Annotated in this window: 15 protein-coding genes; 12 read left to right on the top strand and 3 right to left on the bottom strand. The window is 67.9% G+C overall.

Going from position 1 to position 16,225, the window contains the following annotated elements; translation table 11 throughout:
• Window positions 1-24 precede the first annotated feature (24 nt).
• Window positions 25-1,815 (bottom strand): cytochrome c biogenesis protein CcdA, encoded by a 1,791-nt coding sequence (locus SCNU_RS14610; protein ID WP_009680160.1) that lies wholly within the window; start codon window positions 1,813-1,815, stop codon window positions 25-27.
• A 228-nt stretch (window positions 1,816-2,043) separates the two neighbouring features.
• Here SCNU_RS14610 and SCNU_RS14605 point away from each other — a divergent pair, with 228 nt between their 5' ends.
• Window positions 2,044-2,718: a fasciclin domain-containing protein gene (locus SCNU_RS14605; RefSeq protein ID WP_238526454.1), complete on the top strand. Its 675-nt coding sequence runs from the start codon at window positions 2,044-2,046 to the stop codon at window positions 2,716-2,718.
• Between the two features lie 11 nt (window positions 2,719-2,729).
• Window positions 2,730-3,083, top strand: coding sequence for a lipocalin family protein (locus SCNU_RS21060; RefSeq protein ID WP_337998795.1), 354 nt, complete (start codon window positions 2,730-2,732; stop codon window positions 3,081-3,083).
• Here SCNU_RS21060 and SCNU_RS14600 read toward each other — a convergent pair.
• Window positions 3,068-4,510 carry a cryptochrome/photolyase family protein gene (locus SCNU_RS14600; RefSeq protein WP_009680158.1) on the bottom strand — a complete coding sequence of 481 codons (1,443 nt, stop codon included), beginning with the start codon at window positions 4,508-4,510 and terminating at the stop codon, window positions 3,068-3,070. The two genes, SCNU_RS21060 and SCNU_RS14600, sit on opposite strands and share 16 nt — an antisense overlap.
• Before the next feature lie 97 nt (window positions 4,511-4,607).
• On the opposite strand from SCNU_RS14600, the gene SCNU_RS14595 reads away from it, so the two are divergent.
• The 5 genes from SCNU_RS14595 to SCNU_RS14575 all read left to right on the top strand — a co-directional run bounded on the left by SCNU_RS14595 (window position 4,608) and on the right by SCNU_RS14575 (window position 9,329).
• Window positions 4,608-5,897, top strand: a complete 1,290-nt coding sequence (locus SCNU_RS14595; protein WP_009680157.1) for an NAD(P)/FAD-dependent oxidoreductase — start codon at window positions 4,608-4,610, stop codon at window positions 5,895-5,897.
• Window positions 5,894-6,673, top strand: coding sequence for a DUF1365 domain-containing protein (locus SCNU_RS14590; RefSeq protein WP_009680156.1), 780 nt, complete (start codon window positions 5,894-5,896; stop codon window positions 6,671-6,673). The genes SCNU_RS14595 and SCNU_RS14590 overlap by 4 nt, the downstream gene beginning before the upstream one ends.
• A gap of 1 nt (window position 6,674) precedes the next feature.
• A complete protein-coding gene (locus SCNU_RS14585) occupies window positions 6,675-7,979 on the top strand; it encodes a class I SAM-dependent methyltransferase (protein WP_009680155.1) in 1,305 nt (434 codons plus the stop codon).
• Window positions 7,980-8,044: 65 nt separating this feature from the next.
• Entirely contained in the window at window positions 8,045-8,599 is a 555-nt protein-coding gene (sigK, locus tag SCNU_RS14580; RefSeq protein WP_009680154.1) for an ECF RNA polymerase sigma factor SigK, read from the top strand.
• Window positions 8,592-9,329: an anti-sigma factor gene (locus SCNU_RS14575; protein WP_009680153.1), complete on the top strand. Its 738-nt coding sequence runs from the start codon at window positions 8,592-8,594 to the stop codon at window positions 9,327-9,329. The genes sigK and SCNU_RS14575 overlap by 8 nt, the downstream gene beginning before the upstream one ends.
• On the opposite strand, the gene SCNU_RS14570 is transcribed toward SCNU_RS14575, so the two are convergent.
• Window positions 9,330-10,586 carry a CynX/NimT family MFS transporter gene (locus SCNU_RS14570; RefSeq protein ID WP_009680152.1) on the bottom strand — a complete coding sequence of 419 codons (1,257 nt, stop codon included), beginning with the start codon at window positions 10,584-10,586 and terminating at the stop codon, window positions 9,330-9,332.
• Between the two features lie 56 nt (window positions 10,587-10,642).
• Here SCNU_RS14570 and SCNU_RS14565 point away from each other — a divergent pair, with 56 nt between their 5' ends.
• From SCNU_RS14565 to tuf, 5 genes are all read left to right on the top strand, one after another.
• Window positions 10,643-11,323 (top strand): FadR/GntR family transcriptional regulator, encoded by a 681-nt coding sequence (locus SCNU_RS14565; RefSeq protein WP_009680151.1) that lies wholly within the window; start codon window positions 10,643-10,645, stop codon window positions 11,321-11,323.
• Between the two features lie 357 nt (window positions 11,324-11,680).
• Complete coding sequence (rpsL, locus tag SCNU_RS14560) at window positions 11,681-12,052, top strand: 30S ribosomal protein S12 (protein WP_009680150.1); 372 nt, start codon at window positions 11,681-11,683, stop codon at window positions 12,050-12,052.
• A gap of 5 nt (window positions 12,053-12,057) precedes the next feature.
• On the top strand, window positions 12,058-12,528 hold the full coding sequence (gene rpsG, locus SCNU_RS14555) for a 30S ribosomal protein S7 (RefSeq protein ID WP_009680149.1): 471 nt from the start codon (window positions 12,058-12,060) through the stop codon (window positions 12,526-12,528).
• Between the two features lie 97 nt (window positions 12,529-12,625).
• Window positions 12,626-14,731 carry an elongation factor G gene (gene fusA / locus SCNU_RS14550; RefSeq protein ID WP_009680148.1) on the top strand — a complete coding sequence of 702 codons (2,106 nt, stop codon included), beginning with the start codon at window positions 12,626-12,628 and terminating at the stop codon, window positions 14,729-14,731.
• Window positions 14,732-14,932: 201 nt separating this feature from the next.
• A complete protein-coding gene (tuf, locus tag SCNU_RS14545) occupies window positions 14,933-16,123 on the top strand; it encodes an elongation factor Tu (RefSeq protein WP_009680147.1) in 1,191 nt (396 codons plus the stop codon).
• Window positions 16,124-16,225 lie beyond the last annotated feature (102 nt).

Below are 16,225 nucleotides of genomic sequence, written 5' to 3'. Positions count from 1 at the left end.
GCGAGCACCGCGGACCGGCCGACGTCACCCGTACGTGAACGAGAAGACCGTCATGCCCTCAGGGATCGACACCTCGACGCGACCGCGCTCGGCGGCCGAGCTGTGCACGATCCGGTGCAGAGTCGGCGGTCCGCTGATCGGAAGCGAGGCGACCGGCCCGCTGCCGACAGTCCCGCCGTCGCCAGTCCCGCCGCTGCCGGTGACGCTGATCGTTCCGGTGCCGCCCGCGACGATGTAGACGTCCTTCGCGCGGTAGTCGAGGGTGATGGTCGCGTCGTGGTCGGCGCGCGCTCCCTGATAGTCCAGCGTCCAGCGACCGCCGAGAGCGAAGGTGTCGGAGCGAAGTTCGCGGGGCGACTCGAAGTCGGCGGTGCCTGCACGGTAGGGCGTGGAACCGCCGTAGTTGACGACCTTGCCGACTCCCAGATATGTCTCGGGAGTGGTCGCCTCGGTGGGCGTGGTGTCTGTCTGCTCGGTGGGCCGCGGCAGATCGATCCCCGGATGCGCGTCGGTCAGCAGCTCTCGGATCAGCCGCTCGGACTGTTCGTATCCGCCCTCGCCGAAGTCGATGTGCCGGACGGTCCCGGACGCGTCGATCAGGTACTGCGCCGGCCAGTAGCTGTTCCGATAATTCGTCCACGTCGAGAACGCCGGATCGAGCGCGATCGGGTACTCGATGCCCAGGCGCCGCGCGGCAGTGACGACATTGGCCGGCACCTTCTCGAATGCGTACTCCGGGGTGTGCACGCCGATCACCTCCAGACCGCTGTCGCGATACGCGCGGTACCAGTCCACGACGTGCGGGATCGCTCGCTGGCAGTTGATGCACGAGTACGCCCAGAAGTCGATCAAGACCACCTTCCCCCGAAGGTGCGACAGGGGCAGCGCCTGGCCGTCGGGAGTGTTGAACCAGTCGGTGATGCCCGTCAACCGGGGTGCGGCGCCGCAGCTCTGCAACTCCTCGGCGCCGTCGGTGCAGTTGCTGAGCTGTCGGTTCTCGTCGGTCACGATTCCGCCGAGATCGAGCCGGCGGTTCAGATCATCGCCGCCGCCGACGGAGTTCTGCAAGGCTCCGGTGTAGTCGGGGATCGTGCGTTGCAGTGCGCCGGGAACGTCGAAGACCAGTCCGACGGCCAACGCGATCATCACCACGCCGCCTGCGACGCGGATCAGGCGCTGCCTGCGGCGAAACGCTCCGACGCGCTCGGCGACTCGTCGCCCGGCGAGAGCGAAGAACAGCAGGGGCAGTGTCGCGCCGATCGCGAACGACAAGGTCAGGACCACGGTGCGGGCCCCGATCTCACCGGTCGCGCCCGCGACCACGATCGCGGCGAGCACCGGGCCCGCGCACGGCACGTACAGCACGCCCAGCGCCAGTCCCAGGCCGAAGCCGGAACGACCTCGACCGACCGAACGCTGGGGCAGTCGTGCGAAGGGCTTCTCCAGGAGCTGCTCGATCCGCGGGAAGATCAGTCCCAACCCGATCGCGGTCAGCACCACCAGACCGGCCCACCGGATGCTGTCCTGGGGCAGGCGCACCAGCGACAGCAGACTCGACCCCACCAGGGTGACGAGCGAGAAACTCGTCACGAGGCCGGCGATGACCCGGTAGGGGCGGGAGCTCTCGGCGAGGCGGTCCCGTCGCGTCGACGCGTCCCCTGCGTCCTCGGCGACACCCTCGGCGTTCCCGTCTGCGTCGTCGGTGCGCGCGTTCTGGGCGCCCGAGAAGAACAGGACCGGCAGCACCGGCAGGATGCACGGTGAGATCCCGGTGATGAGTCCGCCGACGAAGCCGATCGCTATCAGTGAGGTCATGCAGGTCATTCGGCGCGGTACCGGTCCCGGATGGGTCGCGCGGTCGGGTCTAGCAGGCTCGACCGAGAACGCGTCGACATCGGACCCATCCGTTTTCGCGACCGCCCCGAATGACTGACGGCACTGCTGATGACCCAGGCAACCGCCGCGGTCCACGACAAGGGAGAGCAGCCGATGAGAACACGAACGATGCGCGCAGGAAGAAAGACGGCCGTCAAGGTGACTGCGATGGGATTCGCCCTCGCTGTCGCGGCGTCGATGACCGCCTGCTCGAGTGACGACATGGACAGTGCGGCGTCGAGCTCGCCGATGGCGACCACGGCCATGAACTCGTCGCCGATGAGCGCCGACCCCGCCGCGGATCTGGTGGGACCGGGCTGCGCCGACTACGCCAAGAAGGTGCCGACCGGACCGGGCTCGGTGACCGGCATGGCGACGTCACCGGTCGCCGTGGCCGCGTCGAACAACCCGATGCTGACCACGCTCACCGATGCGTTGTCGGGCAAGCTCAACCCCCAGGTGAACCTCGTCGACACGCTCAACGGCGGCGAGTTCACGGTGTTCGCGCCGGTCGACGACGCCTTCGCCAAGGTCGATCCGGGCACTCTCGACATGCTCAAGACCGACGCGCCCGCGCTCAAGTCCCTGCTGACCTATCACGTCGTCTCCGGTCAGCTCGGTCCCGATCAGGTCGTCGGCAAGCACAAGACCGTCGAGGGCGCGACCGTCGAGGTCACCGGCAGCGGCGATGATCTGTCGGTCGACGGAGCGCGGGTGATCTGCGGTGGCGTGCACACCGCCAACGCGACCGTCTACCTGATCGACAAGGTCCTCACTCCGCCCGCCGACAGAGCCCCCCCCCCCCCCCGCCGACAAGTGATGAGCGCATCGGCGGCGGGGTAGCGGGCGACGCGGTGCGTCGTCTCGATCGGGACGACGCACCGCGGGCGTGCGCTCCGCGCGCCGATGCTGTCCGTACCAGGAACGTTGTGGAGACCAGGAGAATAGACGATGTCGGAGCAGCGTGGAGTGACCGTCCGCAGCGCGGTCGCCACCACCCGCCGAACTGTGTGATCGTGGCGCTCGGCAGGGACTACTCGTGGGCGCTGGTGACCGACCCCGCCCGGACGTTCGGCTTCGTGCTCTCCAGAACACCGGTCCTGTCGTCGACGCAGTGGAAGTCGGTCCGCGGTGCGGGGTGCCGTCGGTCTGCCGGAGGAACTCGCCCGCCTGGGATGACGGGCGTCGCGCGTCACAGATCGCGGTAGCGAGCCAGGGCCACCACGCGTTCCTCAGCGTGGTCGACGATCGGCGGCGGGTAGCCTCGGTCGCCGTCGGTGCCGTCGAACAGGGCGGGCTCGGCCGTGCGTCCGCCCGCATGCTTCCACGGCCGATGGACGGCCTTGCCTGCGATGCCGCGAAGCTCGGGCACCCAGCGGCGCACGTAGTCGCCCGAAGGGTCGAAGCGTTCGCCCTGGGACACCGGATTGAACACCCGGAAGTACGGGGCGGCATCGGTGCCGCAGCCTGCCGTCCACTGCCAGCCGTGCTGGTTGGACGCGAGGTCGCCGTCGACCAGGTGCGTCATGAAGTACCGCGCGCCGCGCCACCACGGCAGGTGCAGATCCTTCGTGAGGAACGACGCCACGATCATCCTCACCCGGTTGTGCATCCAGCCCTCCGCCAGCAGTTGGCGCATCCCGGCGTCGACGATCGGATACCCGGTCCTGCCGCGGCACCAGGCGTCGAACGCCGCATCCGCGTCCGGGCCGCTGTCGTACTCCATCTGATCGAACTTCGCGTCGACGCCGGTGCGAGCAGTCTCGGGGCGATGGAAGAGGACATCCGCGTAGAAGTCGCGCCAGGCCAGCTCACTGCGCAGGGTGGTTGCGCCGTCGTCGGTCCGCGCCCGCAGATCGTGCAGGATCGTTCGCGGATGGAGGCAGCCGAACTTCAGGTACGGCGACAGGCGTGACGTCGCGTCGAGATCGGGCCGGTTGCGGTCGTCGGCGTAACGATCCAGCTCGCTGGTCCCGCCGTCCCGGAACGCGCGCCATCGCTCGAGCGCGGCCTTCTCCCCGGCGACGGGCAACGCCGCGGCGTCGCTCGCCTCCTCGGTCAGCAGCTCGGCGACGGCGGCACGTCCCACACGTTCGATGCGGCCGCGCGGAAGAATCGAATCCGGGTCGAGCCAGTCGACGGTGTCCGGTCCCGTCAGCGCGGGCGAATGCCAGCCGTGGTCGAGCCACGCCCGCTTGAACGGAGTGAAGACACGGTAGGGCCCGCCGGCCTTGGTGCGGACGCGCCCGGGCGACACCGCGTACGGGGAGCCGGTCCGAATCAGCGGCACCGAGGCCGGCAGGGCCGCCTCCACCGCCTCGTCCCGGGCACGCCCGTACGGGCCGAAATCCTCACTCACATGCACCGAGTCGACGGACAGAACGTCGACGAGCTCGGGGATCACCTGAACCGGATCGCCCGACACCACCAGGAGCCGCCCGCCGAGATCGGCGTCGAGAGCCTCCAGGCATCCGGCGAGGAAGGTGGTCCGCGGTGCACCCGACGGACGCACCAGGGCGTCGTCGAGCACGAAGACGGCGAGCGCCGACTCCGCGCGGTCAGCCGCGGCCGACAGCGACGGCAGATCGGAGAGGCGGAGATCGCGGCGAAACCAGACGATGGCCGGTGAGTTCATGGTTTCCAGTGTGCCCACCCATCCGCTCGCGCGGTGGCTCCGAATGGCTTCCGTGACTGCAACCAATGACCTTCAGCCCACGGCACGACGAGTCGCGGTGATCGGCGGCGGCGTGGCCGGATTGACGGCCGCCTACCTCCTGGCACCGAGCGCTCAGGTGACGATCTTCGAGGCCGATGACCGCCTCGGCGGGCACGCCCACACGCACCAGGTGACCGCCGCCGACGGCTCGCCGATGCCGGTCGACTCCGGCTTCATCGTCCACAACGACCGCACCTATCCCACCCTGTGCCGACTCTTCGACGACCTCGGCGTCGCGACCCAGGCCACCGACATGTCGATGTCGGTCCGTTCGGAACTGACCGGTCTCGAGTACGCGGGCGCGCGCGGCCTGTCGGGTCTGTTCCCTGTCCCACGAAATCTGGTGCGCGGCCGCTACCTGCTGATGCTGGCGGAGGTCAGTCGGTTCCATCGGCTGGCGCGCCGCGTGCTCGACGATCCCGGCGACGACCAGTCCCTCGACGACTTCGTGCGCCGCAGCCGCCTGTCGGGCTACTTCCGCGAGAACTTCCTGTTGCCGCTGGTGGCCGCCGTGTGGTCGTGCGATGAGCAGACGGCCGCCCGCTATCCGGCCCGGTATCTCTTCACCTTCCTCGACCATCACGGGATGCTGTCGGTCCACGGCTCACCCGAGTGGCGCACAGTGGTCGGCGGTTCGGCGACCTATGTTCGCGCGGTCGCCGACCACGTGCGTGCGCACGGCGGCGAGATCCGACTGTCCGCCCCCGTCGACGACCTCGCCGAGATCGGCTCCGGTGTCGCGGTGACCGCCGGCGGAACCACCTCTCTGTTCGACGCCGCCGTGGTCGCGACGCACCCGCACCAGGCGCTGTCGATGCTCCGGGCGCCGACGACGCTGCAGGCCGACGTGCTGGGCGCCATCGGCTACGTCGGGAAGCCTGCGGTCCTGCACACCGACGAGAGCCTGCTCCCCGTCGCGATGAACGCGCGGGCGTCCTGGAACTACCAGATCCGCGACGACAGCGTGCCCGACGGCAGCGGGATCGCCGTCACCTACGACATGACCCGCCTGATGCGACTGCCGGGCGACGGTCCACGCCACCTCGTGACGATGGGACGTACCGACCTGGTCGACCCGACGACGGTCCTCGCGGAGATGCGCTACGAGCATCCGATCTACGACCTCGACTCGGTGGCGGCGCAGCAGCGACTGCCGCAGATCGACACCCGGGCCGTCGTCTTCGCCGGCGCCTACCACGGGTGGGGCTTCCACGAGGACGGCGCGGCCTCGGGGGCGCGCGCTGCGCAGCTCCTCGGCGGCACCTGGCCCACGTCGACGCAGACCCAGGCGGTGGCGGCGCGATGACCGCGCCTTCGACCCCGTCACTCGTCGCGACGCGGATCAACCATGTACGGCGCGAGCCCGTCGACCACCGGTTCGCGCACCGCAGTCTGAGTTGGTTCGTCGACATCGACGAGCTCCCGGAACTCCCGCGAGCCCTGCGCTGGGCGGCGCGCTTCCGGGCGGCCGACCACTTCCCTCAGCCCGCGCAATCGGGCGACACCCTGCGCAGTCGTCTCGACTCCCACCTCGATGATGTCGGCGTCGCCCGCCCGACCGGAGCGGTGACCGCGCTGCTCTCACCGCGGGTGGCCGGCTATGTCTTCAATCCGCTGACCGTGTTCTGGTGCCACGACGCGGCGGGCGCCCTGCAGTACGTCGTCGCTGAAGTGCACAACACGTACGGCGGTCGGCACTGCTACCTGGTGCGCACCGACGCGGCCGGTCGTGCCGAGGTGGAGAAGGAGTTCTACGTCTCGCCGTTCAACGACGTCTCCGGCCGCTACCGTCTGGCGCTGCCCGAACCGGATCCCGCGGGCCGCGTCCGGCTCTCGGTGATTCTGGACCGGCCCGGTCAGGCGCCGTTCACCGCGACGCTCGTCGGCCGAACGCGAGCGGCCACCGTCGGTGCGGTGATCACCGCGCAACTCACCGCCCCGCTCGCCCCGTGGCTCGTTGCCGCTCGCATCCGCATCCACGGTGTGTGGCTGTGGGCGCGAGGCCTGCGCATCGTCGATCGACCCGCTGACCCGATTCCCGCCGACCCCCCGCATGCACTTCGCCGACCGAAGGACTCGTGACATGACCACCGATCACCGCCTCCCGTACTCGCCCGCCGACATCCACGTGGACCCTCGGGCGTGGCCCGATGTGGCACACCGACCGACGTCCCGCCTCCGCGCCCTCGCCGCCGGTCGACTCTTCGCCGCCGCCACTCGACGTCTCCCGATCTCGGTCGAATACCCCGACGGACGGCTGGGAGGTGCCGCGTCCGACGCGGTGCTTCCGCGGATGATCGTGCGCGACCCCGAGTCGTTGTTCCACCGGCTCGGCACGTCCGGGCTCATCGGATTCGGTGAGGCGTACATGGCGGGGGACTGGACCACCGACGACCTCGTCGGCGTGCTCACCCCGTTCGCCGAACGCGTCGCGGAACTGGTGCCCGCGCCGCTCCAGCGACTCCGTTCGCTGGTGCTGCCTGGCCACCCCGATGACGAGCAGAACACCGTCGCGAACACGCGGTCCAACATCGCCCGGCACTACGACCTGTCCAACGAGCTCTTCGGAGCCTTCCTCGACGAGACGCTGAGCTATTCGAGTGCCTACTTCGGCTCGGATTCGGCTGCGGAGACGGCGGACTGGTCGATGCTCGCCGACGCGCAACGCGCGAAGATCGACCGCCTGTTGGACCAGGCGGGCGTCGGCGAGGGAACCCGGCTGTTGGAGATCGGCACCGGATGGGGCGAACTCTGCCTCCGCGCTGCCGCGCGCGGTGCGCACGTCCGATCGCTGACCCTGTCCAGCGAACAACGCGAGCTGGCGCTCGAGCGCGTCGCCGCGGCCGGCTTCGCCGATCGGGTCAGCGTCGACCTGCTGGACTACCGGCTCGTCGACGGCGAGTACGACGCGATCGTCTCGGTGGAGATGCTCGAAGCGGTCGGTCGCGAATTCTGGCCGGCGTACTTCCGCACGCTCGATCGGGTGCTGGTGCCCGGTGGTCGCGCCGCCGTCCAGGTGATCACCATGCCGCACGCGCGGATGCTGGCGTCCGAGGGCACGTACACCTGGGTGCACAAGTACATCTTCCCCGGCGGCCAGCTCCCCTCGATCGAAGCGCTGCGCGAGGTCACGACCGCCCACACCGGACTCGACCTGGTCGATGAGAAGGCGATGGGATGCCACTACGCGCGGACGCTGCGGTTGTGGCGCGAGCGGTTCGTTCGTAGCGACGCCGTCATCGCCGACCTCGGGTTCGACTCCGTGTTCCGTCGGATGTGGACGTTCTACCTGGCCTACTCCGAGGCCGGCTTCCGGTCCGGCTACCTGGACGTGTACCAGCTCGGCTTCGCGAAGCCCGCGGTGTCACAGACGCCCCGTCTGTCATGACTGTCGCGTTCGCTCCGGCTAGGCTGTCACTTGATGACATCCTCCCATCCGCGAGCGAGCGGCCGGTGACCGCCGAAGCGGAACAATTGGAGCGCCTCCTCGCCCTCGTGGCGACCGGCGATCGCGACGCCTTCGCGACCTTCTACGACCGCACCGGGTCGCGCGTGTACGGCATGGTGCTGCGCGTCTTGCGGGATCCGGGATACAGCGAGGACGTGACCCAGGAGGTCTTCCTCCAGGTGTGGCGAGACGCCGGCCGATTCGATGCGAGGCAAGGCAGCCCGGTGTCGTGGGTGTTGACCATCGCGCACCGTCGTGCGGTCGACCGCGTGCGATCCGAGACCTCGACGTCCGCGCGCGAGAGCCGCTACGGCATGCGCGAGCTCGCAGAAGTCGTTGCCGGCGTGGACGACGAGGTGGTGGCCCGGGACGCCGGGGACCGGGCACGGGAGTGTCTCGGCACGCTCACCGAGTTGCAGTCGGAAGCCGTGTGCCTGGCGTACTACGAAGGTTTCACGTACCGGGAAGTCGCTGATCGACTCGCCGTGGCGTTGCCCACGGTCAAGAGTCGAATCCGCGATGGGCTGAAGAGGCTGAGGGGGTGTCTGGGCAGTGAATGAGTTCGATGACGACCGACTGCGCGACCTGGCGCCGCTCATTGCGTTCGACGCAGTCGACGAAGTGGAACGTGCGCGCATCCTCCGCGAGGTGTCGGCGGCGGACGACGCGGCCCGCCGGGCCTTCGAGGCCGAACTCGCCGCGGCGCGCGAGACTCTCGCGAGATTCAGCGACGCGACCGCGACGGACCCGCCGCCGCCGCTGAGAGGTCGGATTCTGGCCGCACTCGACGAGGAGGCACGCGAGGACGGCGCCGCCTCGGTGCGCCAGGGCGCGCGCCGCCACCCTCGGCTCCGGTCCGCGGTGGTCGCCGCCGCCGCGGCTGTCGTACTCGGCGTCGGCGGGGTGATCGGTTACGCCGTCGCGAACCGAAGCGAGGCGCCCACGCCGACGCAGGCGGAACAGGTCTTCGCCGCGCCGGATGTTCGTACGACGACCGGCGCGGTGGCGGGCGGCGAGGCCACCGTGACCTACTCGCCGTCGGCAGGCGAGGGCGTCCTGGTGATGAACGATGTGCCGCCGCCGGCACCCGGCTCGATCTATCAGATGTGGCTGATCGGACCGGACGGGCCGCGACTCGCCGGAACGATGAGCGACGCCGACGTCGCGCCGTCGACGACGGCCGTGATCACCGATATGGGCGGCGCGACCGCGGTGGCGTTCACCGTCGGCAGTGCGGCGACCCCGGACAAGATGGTCTCCGACCCCGTCGCTCAGCTACCCCTGCGCTGATCAGCGCAGCTGGTCCTCGATGTAGCGCGGCCGGCAGATGATCCAGGCGCCGACGAGCATCACGGCGACGGTCGCGGTGAGGAACTCGAACGGGACGGTCCACGACCCGGTGGAGTCGTGCAGGACACCGAAGAGCAGCGGGCCGGCGCACGCCAGCAGGTACCCGACGCCCTGTCCGAAGCCGGACAGGGCCGACGAACCCGAACTGGTGCGGCTGCGCAGGTTGATCAGCGTGAGCGCCATGGGGAACGTGGTCGGTCCGATGCCGATGAGGATCGCCCACAGCCAGGGGGCGCTCAGCGGAGCCCACAGCAGTCCGGCGAAGCCGGCGAGCCAGCAGCAGGCGAAGGCGACGGCGAACGGGAACGGATTCCGGAACCGGGCGCACAGCACGGGTGCGACCAGTGTTCCGACGAAGCCGACGCCCGAGAACAACGCGAGCATCGCGCCGCCGAGGGACTCGCTGCCGCCCGCGTCACTCAGGACCGACGGCAGCCACGTGAACATCGAGTACGTCATCAGCGAGGTCATGCCGAACATCAGCGTCAGGCCCCACGCCATGCTGGTGCGCCACACCGGCAGGCGGGCGCCGTCGTCGGCGGTCGGCTTGGCCTCGTCCGGCAGATCGGCCTGTGCGCGGACGGTGGCGCGACGTTCGCGCACCACCCACAGCCACGGGAACAGCGCCGCCAGCGGCACCAGTGCCCAGATCGCGAGCGAGGTCCGCCAGCCCGCCGCATCGGCGACCGGAACCGCCATGGCCGCGGGCAGTGCGGTACCGATCTGAACGAACGTGATGTAGACGGTGCTGACGAGTGCGATCCGGTCGCTGAAATAGCGCTTCACCAGTGGCGGGATCAGGATGTTGCCGACGCCCATGCCGAACAGTGCGATGCCGGAGAGGATCAGCAGGGAGGCGACGTCGTGGGTCAGCGAGCGGGTGGCGATCCCGACGCCGGTCAGGATCACGGCGACGAGGGTGACCTGCTCGATGCCGAATCGGCGCCCCAGAGCGGGGGCGAGGATTCCGGCGAGGCCGAACATCAGCGTCGGCATCATGCCGAGCACGCCGCTGACGGCGTGCCCGAAGCCCATGTCGTCGGAGATCCGGGAGAGCAGCGGTGTGAGTGAGGTGACCGCGGTTCTCAGGCTGAGGGAGAACAGCACGATCGCGATCAGGACGACTGCGCGACCTCGCCAGGGGCCGAAGGACGTCTCGCGGCGTTCGGCGGCGGCGATCGCGGGCTCTGTCTGCATACGAGAAATCGTAGGATGAATGGCTGTATCTGCGCAAAGTGATTTAGACTGCGTCGGTGCAGACCGTGAAGCGTCAGAGTCTCATCGCGCAGGTGACGCAGCAACTGAGAAACGAGATCGCTGCCGGTCGCTGGGAGGTCGGCCAGCGCATTCCCACCGAACCCGAGTTGTGCGAGATGACCGGCACGGCCCGGAACACCGTCCGCGAGGCGGTCCACTCGCTGGTGCACGCCGGGCTGCTGGAGCGCAGGCAGGGATCGGGAACGTACGTCATCGCGACCGACGAGCAGGAGGTCGCGCTGGGCGGCTTCTTCGCCGCCGCGCGACGGCAGGACCTGCTCGAACTGCGCGAGGCGCTGGAGGTGACCGCGGCCGGACTCGCCGCTCAGCGCCGTGACGACGCCGACATCGCCACGCTCCGGGAACTTCTGGAACGCCGCAACCGTTCACTGGGAGACGAGGGTTCCGAGGGCGGCGACGGCCACGTCGACGCGGTGGAGGCTGACGCTCACCTGCATCGGGCCATCGTCGCGGCCAGTCACAACGCGGTTTACCTGGAGTTCTACGACTCGCTGCTGCCGTCCCTGCGGGCGTCGATCGCCGAACACGGCATCGGTGCGCACCGGCTCTACGAGGCGATGCACACGGCGCTCGTCGACGCGGTGATCGACGGGGAGCCCGGTGCCGCACGCCGTGCCGCGCGGGCGCTCTTGGAGAGCGTTGGCGAATTCCGGTGATCGGCGCCGGTAGCGGACTGTTTCGGTGCAGTTCCGATAGTGGTGTCAATCATTTTGACCGTGGTAAATCGGGGCGGTAAAGTATTTCGTCGGCGCCTTGCCATGCTAGGTGCTGCTCACCTGCCGGTATCCGGACGGACGCCGGTTGGGGGAGGGGTCGTGGACCATTAGAGGGCGTGCGACACGCCCGACAGCGGGTGCACGATTCGAACCTGACCTGCACATGAGTGCGGGTGGGGCGAGTTGCGGAAGCAGACTCATCGGCCTCGGCCGGATGGATCCGCTTGCCCGGAGCACCAACCGCAACGCACAACAACAAGGCCCGGCGGGAGCCGGTCCTCAAGGAGAAAGAACTCAGTGCCAACCATTAACCAGCTGGTCCGCAAGGGCCGCACGGACAAGACGTCCGCCAAGAAGACGGCAGCCCTGAAGGGCAGCCCGCAGCGTCGTGGCGTGTGCACCCGCGTGTACACCACCACCCCGAAGAAGCCGAACTCCGCACTGCGAAAGGTCGCCCGTGTGCGCCTGACCAGTGGCGTCGAGGTCACCGCCTACATCCCGGGTGAGGGCCACAACCTGCAGGAGCACTCGATGGTGCTCGTCCGCGGCGGTCGCGTGAAGGACCTCCCGGGTGTTCGTTACCGCATCATCCGCGGCTCGCTCGACACCCAGGGTGTCAAGGACCGCAAGCAGGCTCGCAGCCGCTACGGCGCCAAGAAGGGGAACTGATCTAAATGCCACGTAAAGGACCCGCTCCCAAGCGCCCGCTGATCAGCGACCCGGTCTACGGTTCGCCGCTGGTCACCCAGCTCGTCAACAAGATCCTGCTGGACGGCAAGAAGTCGACCGCCGAGCGCATCGTCTACGAAGCCCTCGAACAGGCCCGTGAGAAGACCGGTGCCGATCCGGTCGTCACCCTCAAGCGTGCGCTCGACAACGTCAAGCCCACCCTCGAGGTCAAGAGCCGCCGCGTCGGTGGCGCCACCTACCAGGTGCCGGTCGAGGTCAAGCCGGGCCGCGCCAACACCCTCGCGCTGCGCTGGCTGGTCACGTTCAGCCGCCAGCGTCGTGAGAAGACCATGGTCGAGCGTCTCGCCAACGAGCTCCTCGACGCGTCGAACGGTCTCGGTGCATCGGTGAAGCGTCGCGAAGACACTCACAAGATGGCCGAAGCCAACCGCGCCTTCGCTCACTACCGCTGGTGAGGTCGTCGCATCGGGCCGGGGGATGCGCACGCGAGCCCGGTCCGATGCGCTCGAACACTGACAGACTCACGTCCGAAAACTTCCCGAAGGGAACCTAATGGCACAGGAAGTGCTCAACGACCTCACCAAGGTCCGCAACATCGGCATCATGGCGCACATCGATGCCGGCAAGACCACGACCACCGAGCGCATCCTCTACTACACCGGTGTGAACTACAAGATCGGTGAGACCCACGACGGTGCGTCGACCACCGACTGGATGGAGCAGGAGAAGGAGCGTGGTATCACCATCACCTCCGCCGCCGTGACCTGCTTCTGGAACAACAACCAGATCAACGTCATCGACACTCCCGGTCACGTCGACTTCACCGTCGAGGTGGAGCGCGCGCTCCGCGTGCTCGACGGCGCCGTCGCCGTCTTCGACGGCAAGGAAGGCGTCGAGCCGCAGTCCGAGCAGGTCTGGCGCCAGGCCACCAAGTACGACGTCCCCCGCATCTGCTTCGTCAACAAGATGGACAAGATGGGCGCGGACTTCTACTTCACCGTGCAGACGATCATCGATCGTCTGGGTGCGAAGCCGCTGGTCATGCAGCTCCCGATCGGTGCCGAGGATGCCTTCGACGGCGTCGTCGACCTGCTCGAGATGAAGGCCATCACCTGGCGCGGCACCGTCGAGATCGGCGCCGAGCCGACCTTCGAGGAGATCCCCGCGGACCTGGCGGACAAGGCCGCCGAGTACCGCGAGAAGCTGCTGGAGACGGTCGCCGAGTCGGACGAAGCTCTCATGGAGAAGTACTTCGCCGGCGAGGAGCTCTCGATCGAGGAGATCAAGGGCGCCATCCGCAAGATGACGATCAACTCCGAGATCTACCCGGTCCTCTGTGGCTCGGCGTTCAAGAACAAGGGCGTTCAGCCCATGCTCGACGCCGTCATCGACTACCTCCCGAACCCGCTGGACATCGGCGAGATCGAGGGCCACGTCGTGGGCAACGAGGAAGAGACGATCTCGCGCAAGCCGAGCAAGGATGAGCCCTTCTCCGCGCTGGCGTTCAAGATCGCCGCTCACCCGTTCTTCGGCAAGCTCACCTTCGTCCGCGTGTACTCGGGTCGTGTGGAGCCGGGCACCCAGGTCATGAACGCGACCAAGGGCAAGAAGGAGCGCATCGGAAAGCTCTTCCAGATGCACGCCAACAAGGAGAACCCGGTCGACGACGCGGTGGCCGGCCACATCTACGCGATGATCGGCCTCAAGGACACCACGACCGGTGACACCCTGTGCGATCCGGCGAACCCGATCGTCCTCGAGTCGATGACGTTCCCGGACCCGGTCATCAACGTCTCGATCGAGCCGAAGACCAAGTCCGACCAGGAGAAGCTGGGCACCGCGATCCAGAAGCTCGCCGAAGAGGATCCGACCTTCTCGGTGAACCTGGACGAGGAGACCGGCCAGACCGTCATCGGCGGCATGGGCGAGCTCCACCTCGACATCCTGGTCGACCGCATGAAGCGCGAGTTCAAGGTCGAGGCCAACGTCGGCAAGCCGCAGGTCGCGTACCGCGAGACGATCCGCAAGACCGTCGAGAAGCACGAGTTCACCCACAAGAAGCAGACGGGTGGCTCGGGCCAGTTCGCGAAGGTCATCATCAAGCTCGAGCCGTTGGTCGACGCCGAGGACGGCGCGACCTACGAGTTCGCGAACGCCGTCACCGGTGGTCGTGTTCCGCGTGAGTACATCCCTTCGGTGGATGCCGGTGCGCAGGACGCGATGCAGTACGGCGTGTTGGCCGGCTACCCGCTGGTCAACCTGAAGGTCACCCTGCTCGACGGTCAGTACCATGACGTCGACTCGTCGGAGATGGCCTTCAAGATCGCCGGTTCGCAGGCCCTCAAGGAGGCTGCGAAGATGGCTCAGCCCGTCATCCTGGAGCCGATCATGGCCGTCGAGGTCACGACTCCGGAGGACTACATGGGCGACGTCATCGGCGACCTGAACTCCCGCCGTGGCCAGATCCAGGCCATGGAGGAGCGCAGTGGTGCACGAGTCGTCAAGGCTCAGGTGCCGCTGTCGGAGATGTTCGGCTACATCGGAGACCTGCGGTCGAAGACTCAGGGCCGAGCAAACTACTCCATGGTTTTCGACTCGTACGCTGAAGTTCCGGCGAACGTGTCGAAGGAGATCATCGCGAAGGCGACGGGCGAGTAATCTCGCTCGCCGTTTTGGCGGACCTCGCGCCGGGGCCGGCTATCGAATCCGCGCGCACAAACGAATAAGGTGGACGGCCAAGGTCCGACGTGACGTCGGACCGGCCGGACACCGGTTCAGCAAGACCGCTCCTGCCGACGGCAGGAAGTAAGAAACTCACTGCCGGGAACCACCCGGCAGCAACAGTCCAGGAGGACACAAGTGGGCAAGGCGAAGTTCGAGCGGACCAAGCCGCACGTGAACATCGGCACCATCGGTCACGTCGACCACGGCAAGACCACCACCACGGCGGCCATCACCAAGGTGCTCGCCGACCAGTACCCGGACCTGAACGAGAGCTTCGCTTTCGATCAGATCGACAAGGCGCCTGAGGAGAAGGCTCGTGGTATCACGATCAACATCTCCCACGTCGAGTACCAGACGGAGAAGCGTCACTACGCTCACGTCGACGCTCCGGGTCACGCCGACTACATCAAGAACATGATCACCGGTGCCGCCCAGATGGACGGCGCGATCCTGGTCGTGGCCGCCACCGACGGCCCGATGCCGCAGACCCGCGAGCACGTGCTGCTGGCTCGCCAGGTCGGCGTTCCTTACATCCTCGTCGCCCTGAACAAGGCCGACATGGTGGATGACGAGGAGATCATGGAGCTCGTCGAGATGGAGGTCCGCGAACTGCTGGCCGCTCAGGAGTTCGACGAGGACGCTCCGGTCGTTCCGATCTCGGCGCTGAAGGCGCTCGAGGGTGACCCGAAGTGGGTCGAGTCGGTCCAGAAGCTGATGCAGGCCGTCGACGACTCGGTTCCGGACCCGGTCCGTGAGACCGAGAAGCCCTTCCTCATGCCCGTCGAGGACGTCTTCACCATCACCGGTCGCGGCACCGTCGTCACCGGTCGTGTGGAGCGCGGCGAGGTCAACGTGAACGAGGAAGTCGAGATCGTCGGCATCCGCGACAAGAGCACCAAGACCACCGTCACCGGTATCGAGATGTTCCACAAGCTCCTCGATTCGGCTCAGGCCGGCGACAACGCGGGTCTGCTGCTCCGCGGCCTCAAGCGCGAGGACGTCGAGCGTGGCCAGGTCATCGTGAAGCCGGGCACCACGACCCCGCACACCGAGTTCGAGGGCCAGGCGTACATCCTGTCGAAGGACGAGGGCGGCCGCCACACCCCGTTCTTCAACAACTACCGTCCGCAGTTCTACTTCCGCACCACGGACGTGACCGGCGTCGTGACCCTCCCCGAGGGCACCGAGATGGTCATGCCGGGCGACAACACCGAGATGAGCGTCAAGCTGATCCAGCCGGTCGCCATGGACGAGGGCCTGCGCTTCGCTATCCGCGAGGGTGGCCGCACCGTCGGTGCCGGCCGCGTCACCAAGATCATCAAGTGATGATCTAGCCATACGGCATCGAGAACGCCCGTCCCGCTTCGGCGGGGCGGGCGTTCTGCTGTCCAGGCCTGCTGTCTGGGCCTTGCTCCGAGCCTGGCGACC

The organism is Gordonia neofelifaecis NRRL B-59395 (assembly GCF_000192435.1).
Lineage (GTDB): Bacteria > Actinomycetota > Actinomycetes > Mycobacteriales > Mycobacteriaceae > Gordonia > Gordonia neofelifaecis.
This window is presented reverse-complemented; position numbering and strand designations above follow the sequence as displayed.